The 23,163-nt window shown below is 63.5% G+C and carries 17 protein-coding genes and 1 tRNA gene; 9 read left to right on the top strand and 9 right to left on the bottom strand.

Features of this window, described 5'->3' with window-relative positions; all coding sequences use genetic code 11:
- From KIH79_RS02145 to KIH79_RS02165, 5 genes are all read right to left on the bottom strand, one after another.
- A partial coding sequence (locus tag KIH79_RS02145; RefSeq protein ID WP_236023538.1) for an acyl-CoA dehydratase activase occupies window positions 1-1,951 on the bottom strand: 1,951 nt, incomplete at its 3' end.
- 269 nt (window positions 1,952-2,220) lie between these two features.
- Window positions 2,221-3,567, bottom strand: coding sequence for a glycoside hydrolase family protein (locus KIH79_RS02150; protein WP_219057887.1), 1,347 nt, complete (start codon window positions 3,565-3,567; stop codon window positions 2,221-2,223).
- A gap of 82 nt (window positions 3,568-3,649) precedes the next feature.
- The gene (locus tag KIH79_RS02155) at window positions 3,650-4,492 is read right to left on the bottom strand and encodes a carbohydrate ABC transporter permease (protein ID WP_109056555.1); all 843 of its coding nucleotides are present in this window, start codon (window positions 4,490-4,492) and stop codon (window positions 3,650-3,652) included.
- 1 nt (window position 4,493) lies between these two features.
- A complete protein-coding gene (locus KIH79_RS02160) occupies window positions 4,494-5,480 on the bottom strand; it encodes a carbohydrate ABC transporter permease (protein WP_236023539.1) in 987 nt (328 codons plus the stop codon).
- Between the two features lie 190 nt (window positions 5,481-5,670).
- Window positions 5,671-6,915 carry an ABC transporter substrate-binding protein gene (locus tag KIH79_RS02165; RefSeq protein WP_219057888.1) on the bottom strand — a complete coding sequence of 415 codons (1,245 nt, stop codon included), beginning with the start codon at window positions 6,913-6,915 and terminating at the stop codon, window positions 5,671-5,673.
- A gap of 382 nt (window positions 6,916-7,297) precedes the next feature.
- Between KIH79_RS02165 and KIH79_RS02170 the strand changes: the two genes are divergently transcribed.
- Both KIH79_RS02170 and KIH79_RS02175 read left to right on the top strand, forming a co-directional pair.
- A complete protein-coding gene (locus KIH79_RS02170) occupies window positions 7,298-8,845 on the top strand; it encodes a glycoside hydrolase family 31 protein (protein ID WP_219057889.1) in 1,548 nt (515 codons plus the stop codon).
- A 157-nt stretch (window positions 8,846-9,002) separates the two neighbouring features.
- Window positions 9,003-10,055 carry a LacI family DNA-binding transcriptional regulator gene (locus KIH79_RS02175; RefSeq protein WP_219057890.1) on the top strand — a complete coding sequence of 351 codons (1,053 nt, stop codon included), beginning with the start codon at window positions 9,003-9,005 and terminating at the stop codon, window positions 10,053-10,055.
- Window positions 10,056-10,245: 190 nt separating this feature from the next.
- Here the strand turns inward: KIH79_RS02175 and nrdG are convergent, their stop codons facing one another.
- Together nrdG and nrdD are read right to left on the bottom strand one after the other, a co-directional pair.
- Window positions 10,246-10,953 carry an anaerobic ribonucleoside-triphosphate reductase activating protein gene (nrdG, locus tag KIH79_RS02180; RefSeq protein ID WP_219057981.1) on the bottom strand — a complete coding sequence of 236 codons (708 nt, stop codon included), beginning with the start codon at window positions 10,951-10,953 and terminating at the stop codon, window positions 10,246-10,248.
- Window positions 10,954-11,173: 220 nt separating this feature from the next.
- Window positions 11,174-13,570, bottom strand: a complete 2,397-nt coding sequence (nrdD, locus tag KIH79_RS02185) for an anaerobic ribonucleoside-triphosphate reductase (protein WP_219057891.1) — start codon at window positions 13,568-13,570, stop codon at window positions 11,174-11,176.
- Between the two features lie 347 nt (window positions 13,571-13,917).
- On the opposite strand from nrdD, the gene xseA reads away from it, so the two are divergent.
- Window positions 13,918-15,213 carry an exodeoxyribonuclease VII large subunit gene (gene xseA, locus KIH79_RS02190; protein WP_219057892.1) on the top strand — a complete coding sequence of 432 codons (1,296 nt, stop codon included), beginning with the start codon at window positions 13,918-13,920 and terminating at the stop codon, window positions 15,211-15,213.
- Window positions 15,214-15,311: 98 nt separating this feature from the next.
- On the top strand, window positions 15,312-15,608 hold the full coding sequence (locus KIH79_RS02195) for an exodeoxyribonuclease VII small subunit (RefSeq protein WP_219057893.1): 297 nt from the start codon (window positions 15,312-15,314) through the stop codon (window positions 15,606-15,608).
- Between the two features lie 9 nt (window positions 15,609-15,617).
- Here KIH79_RS02195 and KIH79_RS02200 read toward each other — a convergent pair whose 3' ends face one another.
- A complete protein-coding gene (locus KIH79_RS02200; RefSeq protein WP_219057894.1) occupies window positions 15,618-16,571 on the bottom strand; it encodes an endonuclease/exonuclease/phosphatase family protein in 954 nt (317 codons plus the stop codon).
- Window positions 16,572-17,159: 588 nt separating this feature from the next.
- Here KIH79_RS02200 and KIH79_RS02205 point away from each other — a divergent pair.
- From KIH79_RS02205 to KIH79_RS02220, 4 genes are all read left to right on the top strand, one after another.
- Window positions 17,160-17,235: transfer RNA gene (locus KIH79_RS02205), tRNA-Arg, on the top strand.
- Between the two features lie 174 nt (window positions 17,236-17,409).
- The gene (locus KIH79_RS02210; RefSeq protein ID WP_219057895.1) at window positions 17,410-17,688 is read left to right on the top strand and encodes a hypothetical protein; all 279 of its coding nucleotides are present in this window, start codon (window positions 17,410-17,412) and stop codon (window positions 17,686-17,688) included.
- Window positions 17,689-18,409: 721 nt separating this feature from the next.
- Window positions 18,410-18,559, top strand: coding sequence for a hypothetical protein (locus KIH79_RS02215; RefSeq protein ID WP_219057896.1), 150 nt, complete (start codon window positions 18,410-18,412; stop codon window positions 18,557-18,559).
- A 254-nt stretch (window positions 18,560-18,813) separates the two neighbouring features.
- Window positions 18,814-19,977 (top strand): alpha/beta hydrolase, encoded by a 1,164-nt coding sequence (locus KIH79_RS02220; protein WP_219057897.1) that lies wholly within the window; start codon window positions 18,814-18,816, stop codon window positions 19,975-19,977.
- A gap of 98 nt (window positions 19,978-20,075) precedes the next feature.
- Here KIH79_RS02220 and KIH79_RS02225 read toward each other — a convergent pair whose 3' ends face one another.
- On the bottom strand, window positions 20,076-20,942 hold the full coding sequence (locus tag KIH79_RS02225) for an HAD family hydrolase (protein WP_219057898.1): 867 nt from the start codon (window positions 20,940-20,942) through the stop codon (window positions 20,076-20,078).
- Window positions 20,943-21,249: 307 nt separating this feature from the next.
- On the opposite strand from KIH79_RS02225, the gene ettA reads away from it, so the two are divergent.
- Window positions 21,250-22,926: an energy-dependent translational throttle protein EttA gene (gene ettA, locus KIH79_RS02230; RefSeq protein WP_033495934.1), complete on the top strand. Its 1,677-nt coding sequence runs from the start codon at window positions 21,250-21,252 to the stop codon at window positions 22,924-22,926.
- Window positions 22,927-23,163: the final 237 nt, after the last annotated feature.

Genomic DNA, 23,163 nt, shown 5'->3' on the forward strand with positions numbered 1-23,163 from the left:
CGGCCGACGTGCCGTCCGCGAGCACGTGCTCGTGATCGTCGTCGGCGACGTCCTCGTAATGCATACGCGCGGTGAGCGCCGCGCCGTACGCGCCCATGAGTCCGGCGATGTTCGGTCGCGTCACCTCGCGTTCGGTGAGCAATTCGAACGCGCGCAGCACGGCGTCGTTGAGGAACGTGCCGCCCTGCACGACGACCGTGTCGCCGAGTTCGCCGGAATCGCGCAGTTTGATGACCTTGTACAGCGCGTTGCGCACGACCGAATAGCACAGGCCGGCGGCGATGTCCTCGATCGAGGCGCCTTCCTTCTGCGCCTGCTTGACGGACGAGTTCATGAACACGGTGCAGCGCGAACCGAGATCGACCGGATGGGTGGAGGCGAGCGCCTTCTGCGTGAATTCCTGAATGGTCAGGCCCATCGACATGGCGAAGGTTTGCAGGAACGAGCCGCAGCCGGACGAGCACGCCTCGTTGACGGCGATCGAGTCGATCACGCCGTCGGTGATGGCGAGGTACTTCATGTCCTGACCGCCGATGTCGATCACGGCGGTAACGCCAGGGCTGACCATTTCGGCGCCGCGGTAGTGCGCCATCGTCTCGACCACGCCCTCGTCGAGGTGCAGGCCGGTGGTGATGAGGCCCTCGCCGTAGCCGGTCGCGCAGGATCGCGCGATCCACGCGCCTTGAGGCAATTGGGACTGGATCTGCTTGACGATGTTGATGGCGGCCGTCAGCGGGCTGCCCTCGTTGTTCGCGTAGGAGGACCACACGATTTCGCGGTCGTCGTTGACGAGGGTCGCCTTGATGGTGGTTGAGCCCGCGTCGATGCCGAGGAAGTGGGGGCCGTGCGCGCCTTCGAGCGTGCCGATGTGGATGTGCTCGCGGTGGTGGCGCTTGTTGAACGCCTCGCGGTCGGCTTCGGTCGGGAACAACGGCGGCATGGTGGGCGTGTTGGACGGGAGGTTCTTGAGCTCGTCGAGCCGCTTGAGGATGTCGTCGCAGGTGCGTGCCTCGAAGTGGTGGCCTTCGTCGTCCTTGTCCATGTCGGCCTGCAATGCGGCGCCGTAGGCGACGTACAGGTGCGCGTTGGTCGGCACGATGAACTCGTCGACCTTGCCGTCGAGCGCGCGCTGGAACGCGGCGCGCAGCTCGCTCATGAAGAACAGCGGGCCGCCGAGGAAGATGACGGTGCCGTGGATCGGGCGGCCGGACGCGAGACCGGCGATGGTCTGCGTGGCGACGGCCGTGAAGATCGACGCGGCGAGATCCGGCTTGGCGGCGCCGTCGTTGATGAGCGGCTGCAGGTCGGTTTTGGCGAACACGCCGCAGCGCGACGCGATCGGATACAGGTTCTCGTAGCTTTTCGCCATCTCGTTGAGGCCCGAGGCGTCGGTGTCGAGCAACGTGGCCATCTGGTCGATGAACGCGCCGGTGCCGCCCGCGCACGAGCCGTTCATGCGCTGTTCGGGGGTGGGCTTGAGGTACGTGATCTTCGCGTCCTCGCCGCCGAGTTCGATGATGACGTCGGCCTGCGGGTATTCCTTGTCGATGGCCTCGGTTTCGGCGATGACCTCCTGCACGAACGGCACGTGCATGTTGTCGGCGAGCGCCAGGCCGCCGGAGCCGGTGATGGCCAGACGAATCGGCTCGTCGCCGCGGCCAAGCTCCTCAAGCTTCTTGTGAATGTCGGCGAGCAGGCCTGCCACGGTGGCGCGCACGTTGGCATGGTGCCGGCGGTAGTCGGAGAAGATGGTGTCGGACAGCGATTCGGATTGGTCGAGCACCACGGCCTTGACCGTGGTGGAGCCGATGTCGAGTCCCACGCGCAGGGGCTTGGCGTTCCCCGATACGGCCGCCGTGGTCGCGCTCGTGTTCGTGTTCGGCGCGGCGTTCACGCGCGCGTTCGCGGTGCTGGCGGCGTCCGTGGTCACGTTCGATGCGGTGTCAACCATGTATTCCTCTTAGCTTCGGCCTCCGGGATAATCGCCTTTCTCACGGCACCGCAAGGTATCCCGAACCGTTTCGGACGGCTGGCAGGCACCCTGCGGACGGCTTCGCCCGGCTACTTCTCGCCCTAAGAATAGTCCGACCACCTGCCCAACATGGCGCCCCGCAGGGTGATTTCGCTCACGGGAAGCATGTTTCCCGACACTTTTCAAGACTTTGACGGGCTTCTGCGCAGAATGTCCATAACCGTGCCGTCGCGCCGTTCGCCGCTCCGCTATTGCGCAACGATGACTTCATCCACATCCACCATGGAGCCCACCGAACCGAACCGCTGACCCGACTTGTCGGTCCATTGCGGCACTTCGCCGGTGACTGTGACGGTAAGCACGCAATCATCCTCAGGCAGTTCCGGCGAGACATACCGGTAACCGGAGTCCGGCGATTTGGCGTACCAACTCACGAAAATGGGGCCCGCCGCCATCGCGGATTCCCCGCCCGGCCCAATCCCGCGAATACCAACCCTCGCATACGACCCCCATTGATCGGCCCGTCCGGTCAACGCCACCCGCGAGCCATGGAACGGAACGGAAACCGATTCGCCGGCCCTGTCCGAACGGAATCCGACGGCGATGCGCCGTCCCTCGAACGGCTCCGCCTCGCCCGAGACTGGCGACCATACGGGCAGGTACTCCGCCAACCGCAGCCGTCCATGATTCACGGACAACCGCTGCCAGACATAGGTGGCGGCGGAGGCCTGATGCGGGTACGACCAGCGGTCGCCCATGTACATCGCAATCTCGCCATGCTCGGTGTGCACCGGCAGCACATACAGCGTCTGCGAATTGCAGGTCATCGTGCCTTCCGGCGCGAACAGGCCCTGATAGGTCCATGGACCGCGCATCGAGGGTGCGGACAGACAGTAGTTGTCGTTGCAGTCCCACGAGGTCTTGCCAGAGAACAGCATCCAGTACCGTCCGCCGAGTTTGGCGACGGCCGGCGCTTCCCCACCGAGTGCGATGCCCTCGCCCACCAGCTCTTCGGCGCTTTGGTAATCGGCCGCCAATCGGTAGATATCGCCTTCATGAACCAGCAGATATCCGGCGCCGTCGTCATCCTGGAAGACGCCCAGATCCCAGCGGCGGATCAGCTCGCTGCGGAAGGTCAGCGGGCCGCGGAATTCGTAGTCGCCGTCGATCGTGTCGCAAACCGCGTAGCAGATGTACGGATCGCAGTATTCCAGATCGTCGGCGTGCATATACATCACGTACCGGCCGGTCGCGGGGCAGCGCATGACTTTGACTCGCTCGCCGATGCGTCCGGGACCCGTCGGACCGTTCTTCTGCTGCGGCAGCACGATTCGCCGGAACGTCCAGTACACCAAGTCCGGCGAGGAGTAGCAGGAGAAGCCGGCGAACCGGTTCTCCTCGTCGGTCTTGTACTCACCGAACAGGTAGTACAGGCCACGTTCCTCGACGATGCAACCGCCATGCGCGTTGACCGTCCGACCACGGTCATCGAACCACGGGACGCCGCTGATGATGAGCGATTGCTGGGACATAGCTACTCTCCTTGAAAGCAAAAACACCTCTCCGGCAGCACCGTCGACACCGTCGAACAGCACACACCGGAGAGGTGCCAAGAGATGGAATCAATCATGCGCAGGATAGTTCCGAAGAAACCGTAAGAACTGATCTCTTCCCGAATCACCCCTTCACCGATCCAGCCACCAGGCCGGACACAATCCACTTCTGGCAGAAGATGAAGAAGACGAACACCGGAACCAGCGCGATCACCGTGATGGCCATGAACGCCGGCCAGTTGGTGGTGAATTGGCTCATGGAGTTGAACACCTGCAGGATGATCGTGCGATTGTCCGTGGAGGACAGGAACACATTCGGCTGCAGGAAGTCGTTCCACGTGGACAGCGTCTGAAACACGACCACAGTCGCCAGAATCGGTGTGATCATCGGAAGGACGATCTTGTAGTAAATCTTGAACGGGCCGGCACCGTCGATGCGCGCCGCTTCCAGCACCTCCATCGGCAGCTTGCGCATGTATCCGACGATCAGGAAGTAGCAGAAAATCGAGTTGACCAGATACAGCGCGATCAGGCCCCACAATGTGTTGACGAGATGGAGATTGGCTTCCATGCGGTACTGCGGAATCAGCGTGGCCTGCAACGGGATGCAGAAGGCTATCATCAGCACGGCGCCGACTCCGGCAGTGAACCAGCTTTTACGTAGGATCATGCCGTATGCGGCCAGGGAACCGATGAACAGCTGAAGGAACACCGCCACGACCGTGACGATCAGCGAGTTCAGGAAGCTTCGGGCGATCGGCAGGTTAGCGAAAGTGTCGATGTAGTTCTGGATGGACCATGTCTCAGGCAATCCGAACGGAGACTTCGCCATGTCGATGGAGGTCTTGAACGAGTTGACGATGATGTAGTACAGCGGGAGCGCCATAATGATTGCCACGGCGTTGATGAGGATCGTGCGCACCCACACGCCGATCTTCGCCCTGGTGCTTGGCTTGAGCTTGTTCATATTACGCGAACCTCCTAGAGATGGCGCTGGTGAGAGCCGTCTGCCCGAGAACCACGATCAGACATGCCAGCGTGAACAGCACCGCCAGCGCCGAACCGAGACCGTACTGCGACTGCGAAATACCATGGACGATGATCGCCTGGGTGATGGTGTTGGTGGAATATCCGGGGCCACCCTTGGTCATGCCGAAGGGCAAGTCGTACACCTTCAGGCCGTTGGTGATGAGCAGGAACGTGGAGACCACGATTCCGGGAATGAGCTGCGGCAGGGTGATGTGAATGAACTTTTGGAATCCGCTGGCACCGTCGACGGCGGCCTGCTCGTAAAGGTCTGCGGGAATCGCCTGCAGATACGCCAGATACAGCGTGGCATGCCAACCCACAGCAGCCCAGATGGCCACGAAGATCACACAGCCACGAGCCAAGGTCTCATTGGCCAGCCACGGTACGGAATCCAGTCCCATCGACACCAGCACGGAATTGAGCGCGCCCGTCTTGAGCGGGGAGAGGATGAAGCTCCACACCATACCCAGCACGATCAGCGAGGGGACGCCCAAGAAGAAGAACAGGGAGCGGGCGAACGAGCGGCCGTAGAACTTCGTGTTGAGCAGCACCGCCAGAGGAATGGCGATAATCGTGGTGATCAGCGTGGTGACGAGCGCGAACAGGATGGTGAATCCCAGGCCCACCAGCAGGGAGGGATCAGTGAACACCTTGCGGTAGTTGTCGAATCCGACGAAATTCACATTGGGGTTGAATCCGGTGTAGTCGGTAAAGGAGTAATACACCGTCTGGATCAAGGGGATCAGCGTCAGCACGACGAACACCGCGAGGACGGGGATCAGGAATCCGGTGGACGATGCCGATTCAACGAATCCGCGGGTCTTGTACCACGGCGTCTTGCGGACGCCATCGCGTCCACCGACCTTGGCGTCGCCGCTGCTGTCGGACTGCCGCATCATTGCGGGGTTGCATGTTTGTGCCGTCATGTCTTTATTGCCTTTCCATAAGGAGTGCGTCGGGGCGAAACTTTCGAGGCGCAGAGAAGAGGAGAATCGTCAGGAGATTCGCCCCGACCGGAGCGGCGGCTGGCACTGAAGTGCGGAAAACCCAGCACCCAGAGAACCGGTCGCCGCTGATTTGCGCATTCGCTTTGATTGCGCATTCACACCAATCGCGTTACTTGGCGTTGGCCTTCCAGGTCTCGTCCATGTGCTTGGCCACCGAAGCGGCGTCCGTGCTGCCCTGGATGAGCAGCTGCCATTGGGAGGTCATTTCCGTGGCCATCACGTTGCCGTTCTGGGACCAGTTGGTCCAGTAGTACTTGCCGGTGGTCACGTACTCGTCGTAGATGTCCTGCAGCTGCGGAGCCACATCGGCGGCGTATTCGGAGGAGACGGAAATCTGACCGATGTTCTTTTCCTCGAGTTTGAGTCCCTCTTCGGAATTCATGAAGGCAAGGAACTTCTCGGCAGCCTTGAGCTTATCGCCATCGATCTTCGAGGAGATGGCGAACGGGGAGTCCGGACCACCGCCCACGTACGGTTCGCCGCCTTCCACCGCGGGGAACGGGGCGGTGGCGTAGTCGACGCCGGAGGAGTTCAGATCAGGGAAGTCCCACGGGCCGGAACGGAACATGGCCAGCTGGCCGGTCATGAATTGCTGCTTGATCTGGTCGTTGTTCACGCCCACGACCTCCTTGGGCATGGTGCCGGAGTCGATGAGCTTCTGCCATTCCTTGATGATCGGGGTCCACTGCTTTTCGAAGCTTCCGCCTTCGCCCATTTCCGGCCATTCGCTGGTATCGATGCCCTGCTTGGCGTAGTAGCCGCCAAGCATCGGCTGGAACGAGCCGGAAACGACGGTCGGATCGTCCATGTACGGCGTGATTCCCGCAGCCTGCAGTTTCTTGCCCAACTCACAGAATTCATCGATCGTCTCAGGCACGGAATCGTATCCCACCTGCTTGAGCAGGTCTTTGTTATATACAATGACGCCGACCCATGCGGTGGGGCTCATGCCATAGACCTTGCCGTCACGGGTATAGAGGTCCTTATTGGTGTCCGGAATGGAATCCATGAACGACTCATTAGTCAAATCCTTGGCCAACCCGGCGTCCAGCACTTCATTGCGCGTCTCGATGGACATGTGGAACACATCGGGCAGCTGGTTTCCTGCGGCACGTGTGGTCAGCGTCTGCGCGTAATCGGCGGCTTCGCCCTGTGCGGTGCTCAGATCGACCTTAATATCGGGGTTGGCTTTCTCGAAGGCCTCGATGATGGGCTTGACCTGATTCTCGTTGTTCCACGAGAAGTAGGTGATGGTGGTTTTGCCGGAATCAGCTGTTCCACTACCGCATGCGGCCAGAGGAACGATCATCGCCGCTGCTGCTACGGCTGCGATGATGGTCTTGGAGAACTTCATGATTCTTCTTCCTTCCTGCGGCACCCGCTTTGGCGTCGCCAAGAACGTTGATCAAGTTCGGCTCGAACCTCGGGGCCACTATGCCCCTCCATTGTGCACCGTCTTGATTTGTTAATACGTATGAGTAACTACGTGACTTCAGTATGCCACCAAGGGGCAATGGCGGCAAAACGGCGTGTCGCAATAACACCATTCACATGAAACCTCACAATAAAGCCATTTATTGACAGCAGGCGGCACGGCAATTACCCTCCAGATCACTCACGGGAAATCACGCCACGCCGGAATTTGTAAATCGGTACCTTCGTCGTAATAATACGTATTAGATACACGCGGCACTGCAGCCGCGTCAGATGTTTACTGCACATAGGAAAGACCGATTATGAACAACACGGCTCAATACACAACAATCGACCTTCTTCCCAATGAACTCTGGTGGGGAGGCCGCGCGGCGGACGGCCGACTCATGCCATTCGGCGCACAGCCGTTCTCCTGCGACCTGGCCACCTGGAAGCACGAGGACGGCCAACTGCCCGAAGCCTCGAACCAGAGCGCGCCATTGCTGGTCTCCACCTGCGGCCGCTATGTATGGTGCGACAAGCCGTTCGCGTTCTCCTTCGACGGCAAGCACCTAACCGTGCAGGCCGATCATGCCGTCACCGTGCATGGCGACGGCGACGGCACGTTGCGAGACGCCTTCCTCGCCGCAAGCCGGAACCACTTCCCCCCGTCCGGCGCGACTCCCGCCAAGGCCATGTTCGCCAAGCCGCAATACAACACGTGGATCGAAATGCCCTACCGCCCGACCCAGCAGGCCGTGCTCGACTACGCCGACGCGATGCTGGCCGCCGACATGCCCCCGGGCGTGCTGATGATCGACGACAAGTGGAGTCCCGACTACGGAACCTGGACCTTCGACCCGGCCACGTTCCCGGACCCGCAGGAGATGCTCCGGCAGTTGCACGATAAGGGATTCGACGTCATCGTCTGGCTGGTACCGTTCGTCAGCCCCGATTCCGCAGTGTTCCGCGAGCTCGAGGCGCGCGGGCTCATGCTGCGCGACCGACACGGCCGCACGGCCATCCGCCGTTGGTGGAACGGGCTGAGCGCCGTGCTCGACCTAAGCAACCCCGAGGCACGGCAGTGGATCCGAGGCCGGCTCGACGCACTGTGCGAGCTCGGCGTGGACGGCTTCAAGTTCGATGGCGCCGACCTGTACGACTTCCACGACGACGACCTGCCGTCCACTCCGATGACGTCTAACGACATGTGCGAACAGTGGGCGGCGATCGGCGTGCACTACCCGTTCAACGAGTTCCGAGCCTGCTGGAAGATGGGCGGACAGCCGCTCGCGCAAAGGCTTCAAGACAAGCCCGCCGCCTGGGATGAGCACGGCATCGGCTCGCTGATTCCGGAAATGCTGGCACAGGGCATGATCGGTCAACCGTTCGTCTGCCCCGATATGATCGGCGGCGGCGAAGTCAACAGCGCCAAACATTCGAATGTGGACCAAGAGTTCTTCGTCCGATACGCGCAGATCGCCGCGCTTTCCCCGATGATGCAGTTCTCCACCGCGCCCTCCCGCGTGCTGGATGCCGATCATCTCGAAGCCGTGCGCAAGGCATTGGCCATTCGCGAGGAATACCTGCCGACGATTCTGCGGCTTGCCGATCATGCGGCGCAAACCGGCGAGCCGATCATCCGTCCGATGGCCTACCACTTTCCTGACATGGATACCGTCACCGACCAGTTCCTTCTGGGCAGTGACATCATCGTCGCCCCCTGCACGCAGCGCCATGCGGTTTCCCGGCGAGTATCGATTCCCGAAGGGCGATGGCGCGGGGACGACGGGCAGGTCATCGCGGGGCCTGCCGTCATCGACACGCCTTGCCCGCTCGACAGGCTGCCGCGTTTCATGCGCGAAGGCTGATCGCATGACTCGCAAAGACCATCCCTTCAGTCGGTTGGATAAAGCCAACCAAGAGACCGGCAGCGTAAGGGGTTAGCCACACGGGCTAATATCGAATAGCGGCGTGGCGACGACGACCGCCGGCACATTCCGCCGAAATACAACGCAAGAGGACCTCATGACCACCAGACAAGCCGGAACCCGACCGCCGACCAGCAAGGACGTCGCCGCCTTGGCGGGCGTATCCCAGAGCACGGTGTCGTTCGTCATCAACGGTAAGAACACCGTGTCCGAAGCGACGCGACGGCGGGTCGAGGAGGCGATGCGCAAGCTCAACTACCAACCGAACGCCGGCGCGCGCACGTTGAAGACAAACCGCACCAACATCATCGCGCTGTTCGTGGAGATGAGCGAGACGATCGACGCCAATGAGACCACGCCGTACATCGACGCCATCGTGCGCAGCGCACGCGCACGCGATTACGACGTCATCCTCACCACCACGCATGACGGCGTGGCCGCGCTCAAGCGCATGGCCGGCAAATCGATCTGTGACGGCTTCATCCTCATGGACGTCAGCCGTGAGGACCCGCGCATCCCAATCGCCGCCGAACTCAGCCAACCCGTCACGCTCGTGGGCCGTGCGACCAACGCGCGCGGGCTGGACTGCGTGGACGCCGACGCCCGCAAAGCCGCACTGTTGGCCGTGGATGAGCTCGCCGACACCGGGCATCACCATGTGACGATGGTCGGTACGCAACTGGGTAGCGACCCGAATGAATACAACTTCGTCGACGAGTTCTACAGCACCGCACACCAACGCGCGGACGAACGCGGACTGGGATTCTCCATCGTGCAACGACTCGGCGAAGGCTGGCCCGGCATCGAGAAGACCGTCGACCAACTGCTGCTGCATGCCGATGACCGCCTTGGCATCATCGTCCGGCAACCTCAGCCTACCGAATGGCTGCTGCGCACGTTGCGCCGGCACAACGTGATTCCCGGACAGGATGTCTCCGTGGTGTCGTACTGCTCGGACTACGCCGCAACATCATTCGAATGGCAGGTCACCAACGTATCCACCACGCCTGAGCGACTGTCCGAACGAGCCGCTGGCCTGCTCTTCGACCGCCTCGAAGGCAATCGCGACCGTGATGCACGATGCGAGTTGATCGCGCCTGCAGGCATCACACGCCGCACCACCACCATCGATTGGAGAACCCGCGGGTAGTCCGACGTAGCGGATACCTTCGCGTTCTACGGGTTTTGTGGCACATGCCTTTCATAACCACCCAAGAGAGCACTTAGCTTCATGGATGGTCCTGAAGCTATGCCTCGCTCTTCATGACCACATGAAGAGCGGTTCTCACGGCAGAGGAATTCATGATTCCCGCGATGCGGATTCATCTCCTGACCATCCGTCAGGACGCCTGCGACCCTTCGCCGGCCTCGCGGTCCTTGAGGTAAATCTCGGGGATGTCCCGCTCCTGGTCGTGGAGCTTGGCCCAGATGACGGGTTTGCCCGCCTCCAACGACTTGGGCACGTCGAGGATGCGCTGGTTGGCGGAACCGCGGAACTGCAGCAACGAATCGTGCTGCGACTTGATGTAGCGGCCGTCGACGAGGATGTCGATGAGGCGCAGCAGCGCCATTTTGTCCTCGGTTTCGCCGGGGCGCATGAGTTCCTCCCACGTGTAGCCGGTCCAGCACCAGATATCCTTCTCGTGGCCGAATTCGGCGCGGATGCGTTCGGCGAGCGGCACGAGCACTGGCGTGTTCAGCAGCGGTTCGCCGCCGAGGAACGTGATGCCCTGCACCCACGGCGCCTTCAGATCGTCGATGATCTTGTCTTCGAGCCGCTGCGTGTACTCGTGGCCGGCCTGGAAGTCCCAGATGGACGAGTTGAAGCAGTCGACGCAGTGGAACGGGCAGCCGGAGACGTACAGCGAGTTGCGCACACCCTCGCCGTCGGTGACGATGAACGTCTTGTAGTCGGCGATCATGCGCTTGGACATGCGCCGGCCATCCCACTGTCCGGCACGCGGATTGTTCGCCTCGTCGGTCGGAATCGACGGCCCGCGCCCCGTCTCCCCCGCCGCAAAATCATGCAACGTCGGTTGTCTGTCCATCATCGCACCGTCCTCTCGTCATACGCACAAAGAGACGACCCGTAAGTACACGGATCGTCTCTTCACCAATTCAATCGCCCAGCCCAACCGTAACGTCCCGAATCGGCGAGTGGGCCGGGTCAGGATGCGTGTCGAGACCGTAAAGACTCGGCCAGAGCGGCCCGGAGCGTGTCACGATACGCATCCTGACCCGGCCCACGGTTACCCGACTATGCAAACGTTACTTGGCCTCTTCGAACCACTCGCGCGTCTGACCGTCGGCCAGCGTCACGTGGCCGGTCTCGCCGCTCATGTGCTTGACGCGGTGCGAGATCTCCTCGTGACGCCCGTGCACCATCGGGCGCTGGACCGGGTTGCCGAGGTAGCCGCAGGTGCGCTTGGTCACGTTGCACTTGTCCGGGTCGGAGTTGCCGCACTCGGGGCACTTGAAGCCCTCGTCGGTCGGCTCGAAGTCGCCCTGGAAGCCGCACACGAAGCAGTGGTCGATCGGCGTGTTGGTGCCGAGGTAGCCGATGCCGATGTTGTAGGCGTAGTCCCACACGGCCTCGAGCGCCTTCGGGTTGTCCTGCAGGCACGGGTACTCGCAGTAGTTGATGAAGCCGCCGGACGCGTAGTACGGGAAATCCTTCTCGTAGTTGAGCTTCTCCATCGGGGTCGGCTGCAGCCACACCGGGTAGTGGAACGAGTTGGTGTAAAAGTCGTGGTCGGTCACGCCTTCGACGCGGCCGAACTTCTCGCGGTCCATGCGGTTGAAGCGGTCGGTGAGCGACTCGGCCGGCGTGGAGTACACGGAGTAGTGGTAGCCCTCCTGCTTGCTCCACTGCTTGCACAGCTCGCTCATGCGCTTGACGATCGAGAGCGCGAACTCCTTGCCTTCCGGATCCCAGCCGTGGTCGCGGATCCAGTTCTTGCCATAGAACACGGCGGTGGTCTCCGCGAGACCGATGTAGCCGAGCGAGACGGTGGCGCGCTCGTTCTTGAACAGCTGGTCGACGTTGTCGTTCGCGCCGAGGCGGCCGAACGCGCCGAAGCGGAACAGGGTCGGGGCGTTGACCGGCGTGGCCTGCTTGCAGCGCATGATGCGGAACTGCAGGGCCTGATGCGCGACCTCCATGCGCTCCTCGAACAGCTTCCAGAAGCGGGCCTTGTCGCCGTGGGATTCGAGCGCGATGCGCGGCACGTTCACGGAGACGACGCCGAGGTTCATGCGGCCGTCCTCCTCGTCCTTGCCGGTGGCCGGGTTGATCCAGCCCTGCAGGAAGGAACGGCAGCCCATCGGCGCCTTGAAGGAGCCGGTGATCTTGACGATGTTCTCGTAGAATACGACGTCCGGGTACATGCGCTTGGTGGCGCATTCGAGCGCGAGCTGCTTGATGTCGTAGTTCGGGTCGCCCTTGTCGGCGTTCACGCCGTGCTTGAGGGTGAACACGAGCTTCGGGAAGATGGCGGTGTGGTGCTCCTTGCCGAGGCCGCGGATGCGGTTGAGCAGGATCGCGCGCTGGATCTCGCGGGCGAACCAGTCGGTGCCGAGGCCGAAGCCGATGGTCACGAACGGGGTCTGGCCGTTGGAGACGCGGTTGGAGTTGATCTGGTACTCCATGGTCTGCATCGCGTCGTAGATCGACTTGCGGGTGCGGATCTTGGCGAGGATCTCGCGCTCCTGCTCGAGCTCGTCGACGTCGGTGTGGAACGGGGTGTCCATCGGCAGCGGCTCGCGGTTGCCGAAGTGCAGCTTGGACGGCTCGTTGGCCTTCGCGTTCTCGACCTGACGGCGGGCGAATTCGACCGGCATGCCGTCGGGGATGGTTTCGCGGGCCTCCTCGAGGAACTTCTCGTAGTCCTTCTTCGCGTAGACGGCGAGATGCTCGTCGGCGCGGTTGGCGGTCTGGCCGCCGTACTGGCTGGAGGCCACGTCCTTCATGATCTGCGTGATCTGCGTGGCGGCGATGGCGATGGACTTCGGGGAGGCCATCGGCGCGTTGCCGAGCGTGAAACCGTTGGCGAGCATGTCCCAGAAGTTCGGGAGGCTGCAGTTGGACTGCGCGGTGAACGGCGAGTAGTCGGCGTCGTGGAAGTGGATGTCGCCCTTCATGTGGGCGTTGGAGACGGCCGGCGGCAGCATGTTGAACGCGGCGGCCTTGGAGACGGCGCCGGCGAGCAGATCGCGCTGCGTGGCGTACACGTTGGCGTCCTTGTTCGCGTTCTCGTGGATGAGGGTCGGATCCTGGTTGATGAAGCGGGCGACGGCCTCGTTCACGTCGGTGGCCTTGGCGCGCTGGATGTCCTTGTCGAGACGGTAGTTGGTGTAGGCGCGCGCGACGTCGTACAGGTGCGCGTCGATGAGCGCGTGCTCGACGAGGTTCTGGATGTCCTCGATCTTGGCCGGTCCGTTGTAGCGTTCCTTGATTTCGCCTTCCACCTGGTTGGCGAAGCCGCGGATCATCTGCTCCTCTTCGGGGCCGACTTGCTTGTCAAGGTCGCCGAAGGCGGACTTCACGGCCTCGATGATGTTGACCGGGTCGAAGTCGACCACGCGGCCGTCACGCTTCTCCACCAGCACGGTGCCGACGGTGCCGCGGGTGCCCGATGCGGTGTCGTTCATCATCTGAGCTTCCATCTGAAGTCCTTCCATAGTTTGCCTGTTCCTGCCTGTCTTCACTTGTCTGGACGGCCCTTCGAGGCCGGTGTCGCACCGCCGCGCGTTGCGCGGCCTTAAGTACTGTACGGCAACCCCACCCCGATATCTAGTGGCGACCCGCCGTCTCAAACCTACATATAGTGGTCTTCGGCGGAATTGCGCCAGAAAACGCTGCTATGTGATTTAGGCGACGAAGCGTGTTCCGCGTGTCGCGGGCGGGCGGTCCTGACGGCCGGCTGCCGAAGCCCCCTGCAAGGCCCACATGAGGATACGGCATCGCCGCAACGGACACGCCGTCGTCCGGCCGATGGGCGAATCTGGAGGGCATGAATCAGGATCCGGGATATCAGGTGGGCATGCCGGCCTTCGCGGGCGGCAACGCGCCGGCCGCGCCCAAGCCGATCGACCAGCTGCCGCGACTGGCCAGCCAGACCACGGCGGAGAACCCGTGGCCCGTGTCCGTGCTGAGCCAGAAGTTCCACGTTGCCGTGGAGAAATGGCCCGCGGCATGGATCTGCGGGCAGATCACCGAAATCAACACGCGCCGCGCCGGCTCGGCCTATCTGACCGTGCGCGACGATTTCGAGGACGTCGCGATCTCCGTGTCCGGATGGCGCGACTTCGCGCGCAAGGCCGCCGCGTTCCGGCAGGGCGACCGCGTGGTCGTCCACGGCAAGGCCGACATCTGGATCAAGCAGACGCGGCTGAGCTTCATCGGCGACGACATCCGCAAGCTCGGCTCCGGCGGCGGTCTCAAGGAGCAGATCGACGAACTGCGCCGCAAGCTCAAGGGCGAGGGCCTGTTCGACGCCGACCGCAAGATCCCCCTGCCCGAGTTCCCGTCGTGCATCGGACTGATCTGCGCGCCGCAGGCCCGCGCCGAAGGCGACGTGATCACCAACGTGAACCTGCGCTGGCCGTCCGTCAGGTTCAAGGTCGTGCACGCGCACGTGCAGGGACCGCAGTGCCCGCCCGACATCGTCGCCGCAATCCGCATGCTGGACGCCGATCCGGACGTCGATGTGATCATCGTGGCGCGTGGCGGCGGCGCGTTCGAGGACCTCATCGGCTTCTCCGACGAATCCGTCGTGCGCGCGGCCGCGGCGTGCGCGACGCCGATCGTGTCCGCGATCGGGCACGAGGACGACTGGACGCTCATCGACCTCGCCGTCGACCTGCGCGCGTCCACGCCGACCGATGCGGCGAAAAAAGTCGTGCCGGACGTCAACGAACAGTGGCAGCTGGTCACCGGCGCAATCGAACGCATGCGCATGCGCATCGAATCGCGCGTGTCCAACGAAATGCGGCTCGTCGACGGCTACGCGAACAGGCCGAGCCTGACTCGGCCGCTCACCATGCTCGAACCGCACCAGCGATTCATTGACGACGCTCGCCGCCGCATGGACATCGGCCTGCGGCGCATCACCGACGACGCGAGCCTGACCATCGAAAAACTGCATGCCAGTCTGACCGCGCTCAGCCCGCAGTCCACGCTCGACCGCGGCTACGCCGTCGTGCAGACCGCCGACGGCCACGTGATCGACGATCCCGTCGCGGTTTCGGCCGGCGACCCGATCACCGTCACGCTCAAGCACGGGCCGCTCAACGCAACCGTCTCGTAGACGCATCGTCCGTCACACGACGACGCCTCCCGACGGGCAACCGACGCAACGCCATACGACCGACATCCATCCGTCCAACCGAAACACAAGGAACCAACATGACCGACAAGACCAACGCAACCGCATCCCCCGCCTCCTCCCTGACCGACAAGGAGCGCGAAGAGATCGCGCAGATGCCCTACGAGGAGGCGCGTGACAGGCTCATCCAAGCCGTGCAGAAGCTTGAGACGGGCGGGCTGAACCTCGACCAGTCCATGCGCCAGTGGGAGCTCGGCGAGGCGCTCGCCAAGCGCGCGCAGAGCCTGCTCAACGACGTCAAGGCCAAGCTCGACGCCGCTCAGGCCGAACAGGCCACCAGCGCGAACACCGCCGGCACGCAATCCAATCTGGACTGAGACCACGTCTCATTTCACGGCGATCGTGGCGAGCAGCGCGGCGTGGTCCGAACCGGGGATCCTCTCCACCTGCATCTGTCCGGCCGTCATGCCCTTGTCGAGCACGACATGGTCGATGCCGGCGAATCGCGGCAGCGGGAACCGGTCGGCCGGCCACGTGAACGTGAAGCCGTGGCCGGCCAGCTGCGCCGCATCGGAGAACCGGTTGCCGAGAAAGTCCCGGAACGGCGCGTGGTCGGCCGTCGCGTTGAAATCGCCCATGAACACGTATCGCGTGCCCTCGTGCGCGCGCATCAGGCCGAGCTCGTCCAGCGAACGTTTCCATTGGCGCCAGTATCCGCGCGTGGGCGACGTCGTGTGCACCGACACGAACCGCACGTCTGTGCCGTCGAAGTCGACCGTGCCTCCCGGCATGAACGAGGCGCTCGAGTTCACGTCGTCGTCGGCAGGGTCGCCGAGCGGCGTGGCCGACCACAGCCCGTTGCCGTACACGCCGTCCGACGTGGACACCTGCGCGTACGGCAGATAGTCGCGGATGCCGGCGTCGTCCAGCGCCTGCACGAACTCGTCGGTCGTTTCCTGCAGCGCGAGGACCTCCACGCGCTGCTCGCTGACCAGCTTGACGATCGACGCGGCGTCGGCCCTGCCCTTGTACACGTTGCAGGTCATGACGCGCGCGTACGCGTCCCGCGTGTTCGCGGACGCGCCGGACACGGCCGCGATCGCAGCCGGCGACAGGCTCGACGACAGCGAGAAGAACGGCCGTTGCCACCATGCCTGCGCGGCGATGCACACGATGGCAAGCAGCATCGCAAGCCAACGTTTGCCGATCCACGCGAGGATGAACGCGACGACCGCGGACAGGACGAACCAGGGCGTGACCGCGATCAGCACCGGCAGATACGGCAACGCCTGCAAGTCGGCCGGCAGCGCGCGAGCGGCGGAACCCAGCAGCGAGGCCACGGCCAGCATCCACGCCAGCACGCCGGCGATGCGGCGGAACGGCGACGACGAGGAGGCCTTGCAGCCGGACCGACCGGACCGACCGGACCGTGCAACGTGTCCGGTTCCGTCCGAACGCCGTGTACGGGCGGAACCATTGCCGGAACGAAGAGGCGACGATGACGACCGCCGATATGACCCGGCGGATGAGGCAACGGACGGTTTGGCGGAAGCGCGGCCGGCGTCGGAACGCGCCGACCGCCCGGAGGCCGGCGTCGAGCCCGCGACTCCGGCACGCGAGGATCGTCCGACGCCGTCCGTGCCGTTCCTTCGTCCGCCCGATCGGACGCTCGCCGATCGACCGCCCGCCGACCGGCGAGCGCCGTTTGCCGTTGTCGCCATGCGCATCCCGTTCCTTTCCGCCACCACCATATCGTGCGCCGCACGGCCGGCCGCGCATCCGCATGAACCATTCACAGGAGCCACAACGGCATCGATCACCCCAGCGGACGGCGAGGCACGCACATCCTGCGCATCCGCTCTCCGTAGCGTCTCAGCCTCCGCCGCGGCGAGGCGCTGTACGGGCCGCATGTACAATAGAACATCGTCGCCTCGGTAGCTCAGGGGATAGAGCACCGCTCTCCTAAAGCGGGTGTCGTCAGTTCGAATCTGATCCGGGGCACCATCAGATCCCTTGAAGTCGTAGATTTCAAGGGATTTCCATTACCTCACTCAGCAATCTCCCTCACCGATGAATTATGCTGACGCATGTCAGATTCTCGCACAGCGATGTACAAGAACCGGACGGCTTAAGCCCATAGGCACCGCATCATAAACGGTTGAACATCAAGGATCGAAGATGACAAACGAAGCACAACTCATCAAAGCATTGAATCGACTAGCCTCAGCAATTGAGAACTTCACCGACATGTATCGGCGTCTTAACGACGCGATATACGAAAACGACATCGAAGCCGCAGCAGCACTCCATGTCAGCCGCGGTTTCTTCCACACCTACTATGCTCAGCAGATCGGAGACAAGCAGGGCAATTCCCGGACGTATCTGAAATCCGATCTAATGGAACGTAAGGAACAGGTCCGCATGGAATCAACCGGAAGACATTACGGAGATGACTGAAATCTCTGCGCCGAGACGCTGGCGGGTTCTCGGCCTTCTCGGTTGAATGTGGGCATGGACCGACCATTATCCTGCCCGTCCGCGGGATCGTGGGCATGGACCGACCATGTACGGGTTCGAAACGGGTTCTTTGTGGCCGGTTCATGCCCACGTTCGTCTGCGTGTACCGTCTATGCCCACGAATCGGGCCGCGTCATGTACCGGTTATACCCACGATCGGCTTCCGACGGCGGCCGGTGGCGCCCATTCGTCACCGGCCGCCGTGGGCAAATGTCCCGTACACGCCCACAACCCTTACAACCGGGCGCGAAAAGGAACGACCTCCACACAACAAGTCGCTGCGATGGCGGCCTCCAGCATGCGAGATTCCGCATACGTCCATCGGCGACGCCGACGCGTCGCGACGTCCCGAACCAAACCGGCCGACAGCCCCCTCAGGCAGGCCGGGCCGACAAGCAAACGCCGGGGGCGTTTGTAGACGAGGAGCGAGCGACAGCGAGCTGACGACACAGTCGGCCAAAGGCCGTCCGTCATTGCAGGACGCCGAGGCTCCGCCAGCATTACGGCGCGTCGCAGGAGCCGCGACGCTGCAACATGCCGCCAATATAGCGGGCTATCGGGGTTTGTTATATGCGGGTTCTTGTGTCGCGCGGCGTTCTGTGGTTTCATGGTTGGCACGGCGGAGGGGAAGATGCGCCGGAACCACTGACAGGGGGCAACGATGGTGTATACGACGCTTGATTTTGCGGAGACGTATCTGATCAAAACGGAGGTGCGCAGGATCGAGGACTACCGGCCGCGGCCGGACGCCGACGATCCGGCCCGACAAACGTCATTCGACGCGCTCGCCGGGCATTCGCTCGACGGCTGACATTCAGACGGCAGCCATTCGTCCGCCCGACTGGCAGGACACGAGACATGCTCATGCGCGTTCGGGCAACGTGCCGGTCGGAAGTGCATGCCACTCATTCGGTCGGAACTGGTTGGAACCGGTCGGACCGAGACGCCCGCGGCCACAACCCGGGGGACGCCTGCGACCGTGACTCATGCCCGTTGCTCATGCCCGCCGCGCATGCCTCCGCCCGCTATGATGGAAGCCATTGACCCACTACCAATGGAGGCGGCATGGCAGTCATCACCGATCCCAACGGCAATACCGGCAGCAATGGCAACAACGGCAACGTCCCCGGCAGCGCTTCGGACGCCGCGGCGAGCGCGAGCCCCGCGCAGCCGGCGTTCGATCCGGCGCTCGCGGAGCGATTCACCTACTGGACCGAAATCGACGGCGATCTGGACATGCCCGGACTGTCACCGGAACGCGCGCGGGCGTTCCGCGAGAATCGCTATCAGACCGCGCTGTTCGACCTGCCGCGATCCGAATACTGGCGTGATCCGGACAACGTGGACGCGATCTGCGACATCGCGTACTTGCCGGACGGCGGCACGGACCGCGCGGCCGGACAGTGCCGCGGCCATCTGCTCGACATCTACCTGCCGCACGAGGCGACGGTGCGCGGCGGACACACGACGCCCGTGTACGTCGACATCCACGGCGGCGGCTTCACGTACGGGTACAAGGAGCTCAACCGCAATTTCAACACGCATCTGGCGTCGCGCGGATTCGCAGTGGTGTCGCTCAACTACCGCCCCGCGCCGCAGACCGGGCTCAAGGGGCAGCTGGCCGACGTACAGGCGGCGTTGCGCTGGCTGCGCGCGCACTTGGGCGAGTATCCGGTCGATCCGAACGCCGTGTTCGTCACCGGAGACTCGGCGGGCGGCGCGCTCGCGCTGCTCACGCTGGCGATCGAAAACAGCGCTGATGCGGCGCACGCGTTCGGCATTGCGGAACCGTCCGGCATGAGGTTCGCCGGCGGCGCGCTGGTGTGCGGCGTATACTCGCTCGCCTCCCCCGCCGCGGTCGAACGCGCGGGCGCGACCGGCGCCGGCTATGATCCGGACAAGCGGCTCATGCTCGACCGGATGCTCGGCGAGGAGTTCTTCGACGGGCTCGACGCCGCCGATCCGACGTATCTGACGGCCGAGGACATCGTGAGCCGCGTCGATCTGCCGCCGCTGTTCATTCTCACGTCCAGCGACGATTTCCTCGAGGCGGATGCGCTCGCGTTGGCGACCGCATTGTCGCGCAAGGGCGCCGACTTCGAGCTGTCCGACCGCAAGGTCGCGCGTCACGAGACGCTCGGCCACGTCTACCCGGTCGGCATGACGTGGCTGGACGAAAGCCAGCGCGCGCTCGACGACATCGCCCGGTTCTCGTTCGACCGCTGCTGAGCACCCGCTGCTGAGAGCCCGTTGCGAAACGCCGCCGCGCGTCGGGAAACCGAAAACCGTTCAATCGTCGCCCCCGCCGCCCGGCCGGCGTCACAAGATCAGTTCGCGCCCGCCGTGCCGACTGCGGCCGACGATGCGCGCGCGGCAAGCACCGCGTCGATGACCGCGGCGACGCCCCGGTCGTTGTTGCTGGGCGCCAGCCAGCCGGCATGCGCGTGCATGTGCTCCTCGGCGTTCGCGACCACGTAGCCGTGGCCGGCCTCCTCGAGCATCTGCACGTCGTTGTATGTGTCGCCGAGCGCGCACGCGTCCGCGATGTCCACGCCGAGATGCTCGCACAGGCGGGCCAGACCCGATCCCTTGTCCACGCCGGGATTCATCATGTCGATCCACATCTTGCCGGCGTTCGTCACCGTGTAGCGGTCCGACCAGGCGTCCCGATAGGTGTCGCGGTACACCTCCTCGGAATCGTTGCCGGGGAAGAACACGGTGTACTTGTTCACGTCGCGGTCGAGCGTGGTCAGATCGTCCATGTAGACGATCTTTTTGTAGAACGTGCGGAAGTACTCGTCGTAGCGTTCGTCGCACGAGCGGATGTAGCAGGCGTCGATGCCGCAGACCGTCGGGCAACCGCGTCCGTCGTCGAGCGTGTATCGGATCATCCGCTGGTATTCGTCGACGGGGATGAGGCTTTCGTAGATGAGCTCGCCGCGGCAGTAGATCGCCGCGCCGTTGTCCGACATGAGCGCCATGTGCCGGTCGAGTCCGGGGAACATGTCGGCCAGTGTGTAGTTCGGCCGGCCGCTCGCCGCGCAGAACGTGACGCCCGCCGCATCGAGCGCGCGGATGCGATCGGCCATATGCGGCGGCATCGTGCCGTCGTCGGCGAGCAGCGTGCAGTCTATATCGCTCGCGATGAGCGCGATCCGGCCCAGATTGGCGTCCTCGGTGAAATTCGGCAGCATATGTACGGCTCCTTCCCGCCTCGTTTCCATACATCCGCGTGACCATACTCTAACGTATGACGTCGTATTCCGCCGCATGCCGCCGCCTGCAGCCGCCTGCAGCCGCCTGCAGCCGTTTGCGGCGCACACCGCCCGGCGCCCCCGCACCCCTTGGCATTCCAGCCCTTCCGATACCATGGTGGGCGGTGGTTTGGCATGACGTCGACCGCTATGCGGACGGGACCGACAACGACGCCGCATGGGGCGGCCGACCTGAGCAAACCTGAGAACTGCGGAATTTCAACCTTTGTTTAAGGAGTAACTGCAAGTGGCAGAATTCATTTACCAGATGATCAAGGCGCGCAAGGCGTTCGGCGAGCGCGTGATCCTCGACGACGTGACGCTGAGCTTCCTGCCCGGCGCGAAGATCGGCGTGGTCGGCCCGAACGGCATGGGCAAGTCGACGCTGCTCAAGATCATGGCCGGCCTCGAAACGGTGTCGAACGGCGAGGCGTACCTGACGCCGGGCTTCACGGTCGGCATCCTGCAGCAGGAGCCGCCGCTGGACGACACGAAGACCGTCGGCGAGAACATCAAGATGGCGTTCGGCCCGATCGCCGAGAAGGTGGCCCGCTTCAACCAGATCGGCGAGGAGATGGCGAACCCGGACGCCGACTTCGACGCGCTCATGGACGAGATGGGCAAGCTGCAGACCGAGATCGACGCGGCGAACGGCTGGGATCTCGACTCGCAGCTCGATCAGGCGATGGACGCGCTGCAGTGCCCCGACCCGGACACCCCGGTGAAGGTGTGCTCCGGTGGCGAGCGCCGCCGCGTGGCGCTGTGCAAGCTGCTGCTTGAGGCCCCGGACCTGCTGCTGCTCGACGAGCCCACCAACCACCTCGACGCCGAGTCGATCCTGTGGCTGGAGAAGTTCCTGCACCAGTACAAGGGCGCGGTCATCGCCGTCACCCACGACCGTTACTTCATGGACAACGTGGCCGAATGGATCTGCGAGGTCGACCGCGGCCACCTGTACCCGTACAAGGGCAACTACTCCACGTATCTGGAGACGAAGGCCAAGCGTATGGAGATTCAGGGCGCGAAGGACGCGAAGCTCGCCAAGCGCCTCAAGGACGAGCTTGACTGGGTGCGTTCCTCGCCGAAGGCCCGCCAGGCCAAGAACAAGGCCCGTCTGGAGCGCTACGACCAGATGGAGCAGGAGGCGCGCAACAACAAGAAGCTCGACTTCTCCGAGATCCAGATTCCGGCCGGCCCGCGTCTGGGTTCGGTGGTGCTCGAGGCGAAGCACATCCACAAGGCGTTCGGCGACCGCGTGCTCATCGACGACCTGTCGTTCACGCTGCCGCGCAACGGCATCGTCGGCGTGATCGGCCCGAACGGCGTCGGCAAGTCCACGCTGTTCAAGACGATCGTGGGCCTCGAACCGCTCACCAGCGGCGAGCTGAAAATCGGCGACACCGTGAAGATCAGCTACGTCGACCAGAACCGCGAGGGCCTCGACCCGAACAAGAACCTGTGGGAGGCGGTCTCCGGCGGTCTCGACTTCATCGACGTGGCGGGCACCGAGGTGCCGACCCGCGCCTACGTGGCCAGCTTCGGCTTCAAGGGTTCCGACCAGCAGAAGCTCACGGGCGTGCTCTCCGGCGGCGAGCGCAACCGCCTGAACCTCGCCCTGACCTTGAAGCAGGGCGGCAACCTGCTGCTGCTCGACGAGCCCACCAACGATTTGGATGTGGAGACCCTCGAAAGCCTTGAAAACGCGCTGCTCGGCTTCCCGGGCTGCGCCGTGGTCATCTCCCACGACCGTTGGTTCCTCGACCGCGTCGCCACGCACATCCTCGCGTGGGAGGGCGACGACGAGAACCCGGCCAAGTGGTACTGGTTCGAGGGCAACTTCCAGGCGTATCAGGAGAACCGCGTCGCCCGCCTTGGCGAGGACGCCGCCCGTCCGCACCGCCTGCATCGCAAGCTGACGCGCTAGGATGAACACGCGCAGCGAATCGTTCTCAATAAGAAAACTGCGAACCTGACATAGCGTCAATCGCACATCACGATCGGGCGGAACCTTGGTATACCGGGGTTCCGCCCGATGTGCGTTTGTGAGCAAATGTGCGTTTGACTCGCACTTTTCTTAATGAGAACGGTTCGATGTACGCCCGGTCATGCGCCCCGCCTCTCATCCCGCCGCGCCAGCCGCCACAATTCACCTGCGCCTTAC

The sequence above is a fragment of the Bifidobacterium miconis genome, from assembly GCF_019331735.1.
Taxonomy (GTDB): Bacteria; Actinomycetota; Actinomycetes; order Actinomycetales; family Bifidobacteriaceae; genus Bifidobacterium; species Bifidobacterium miconis.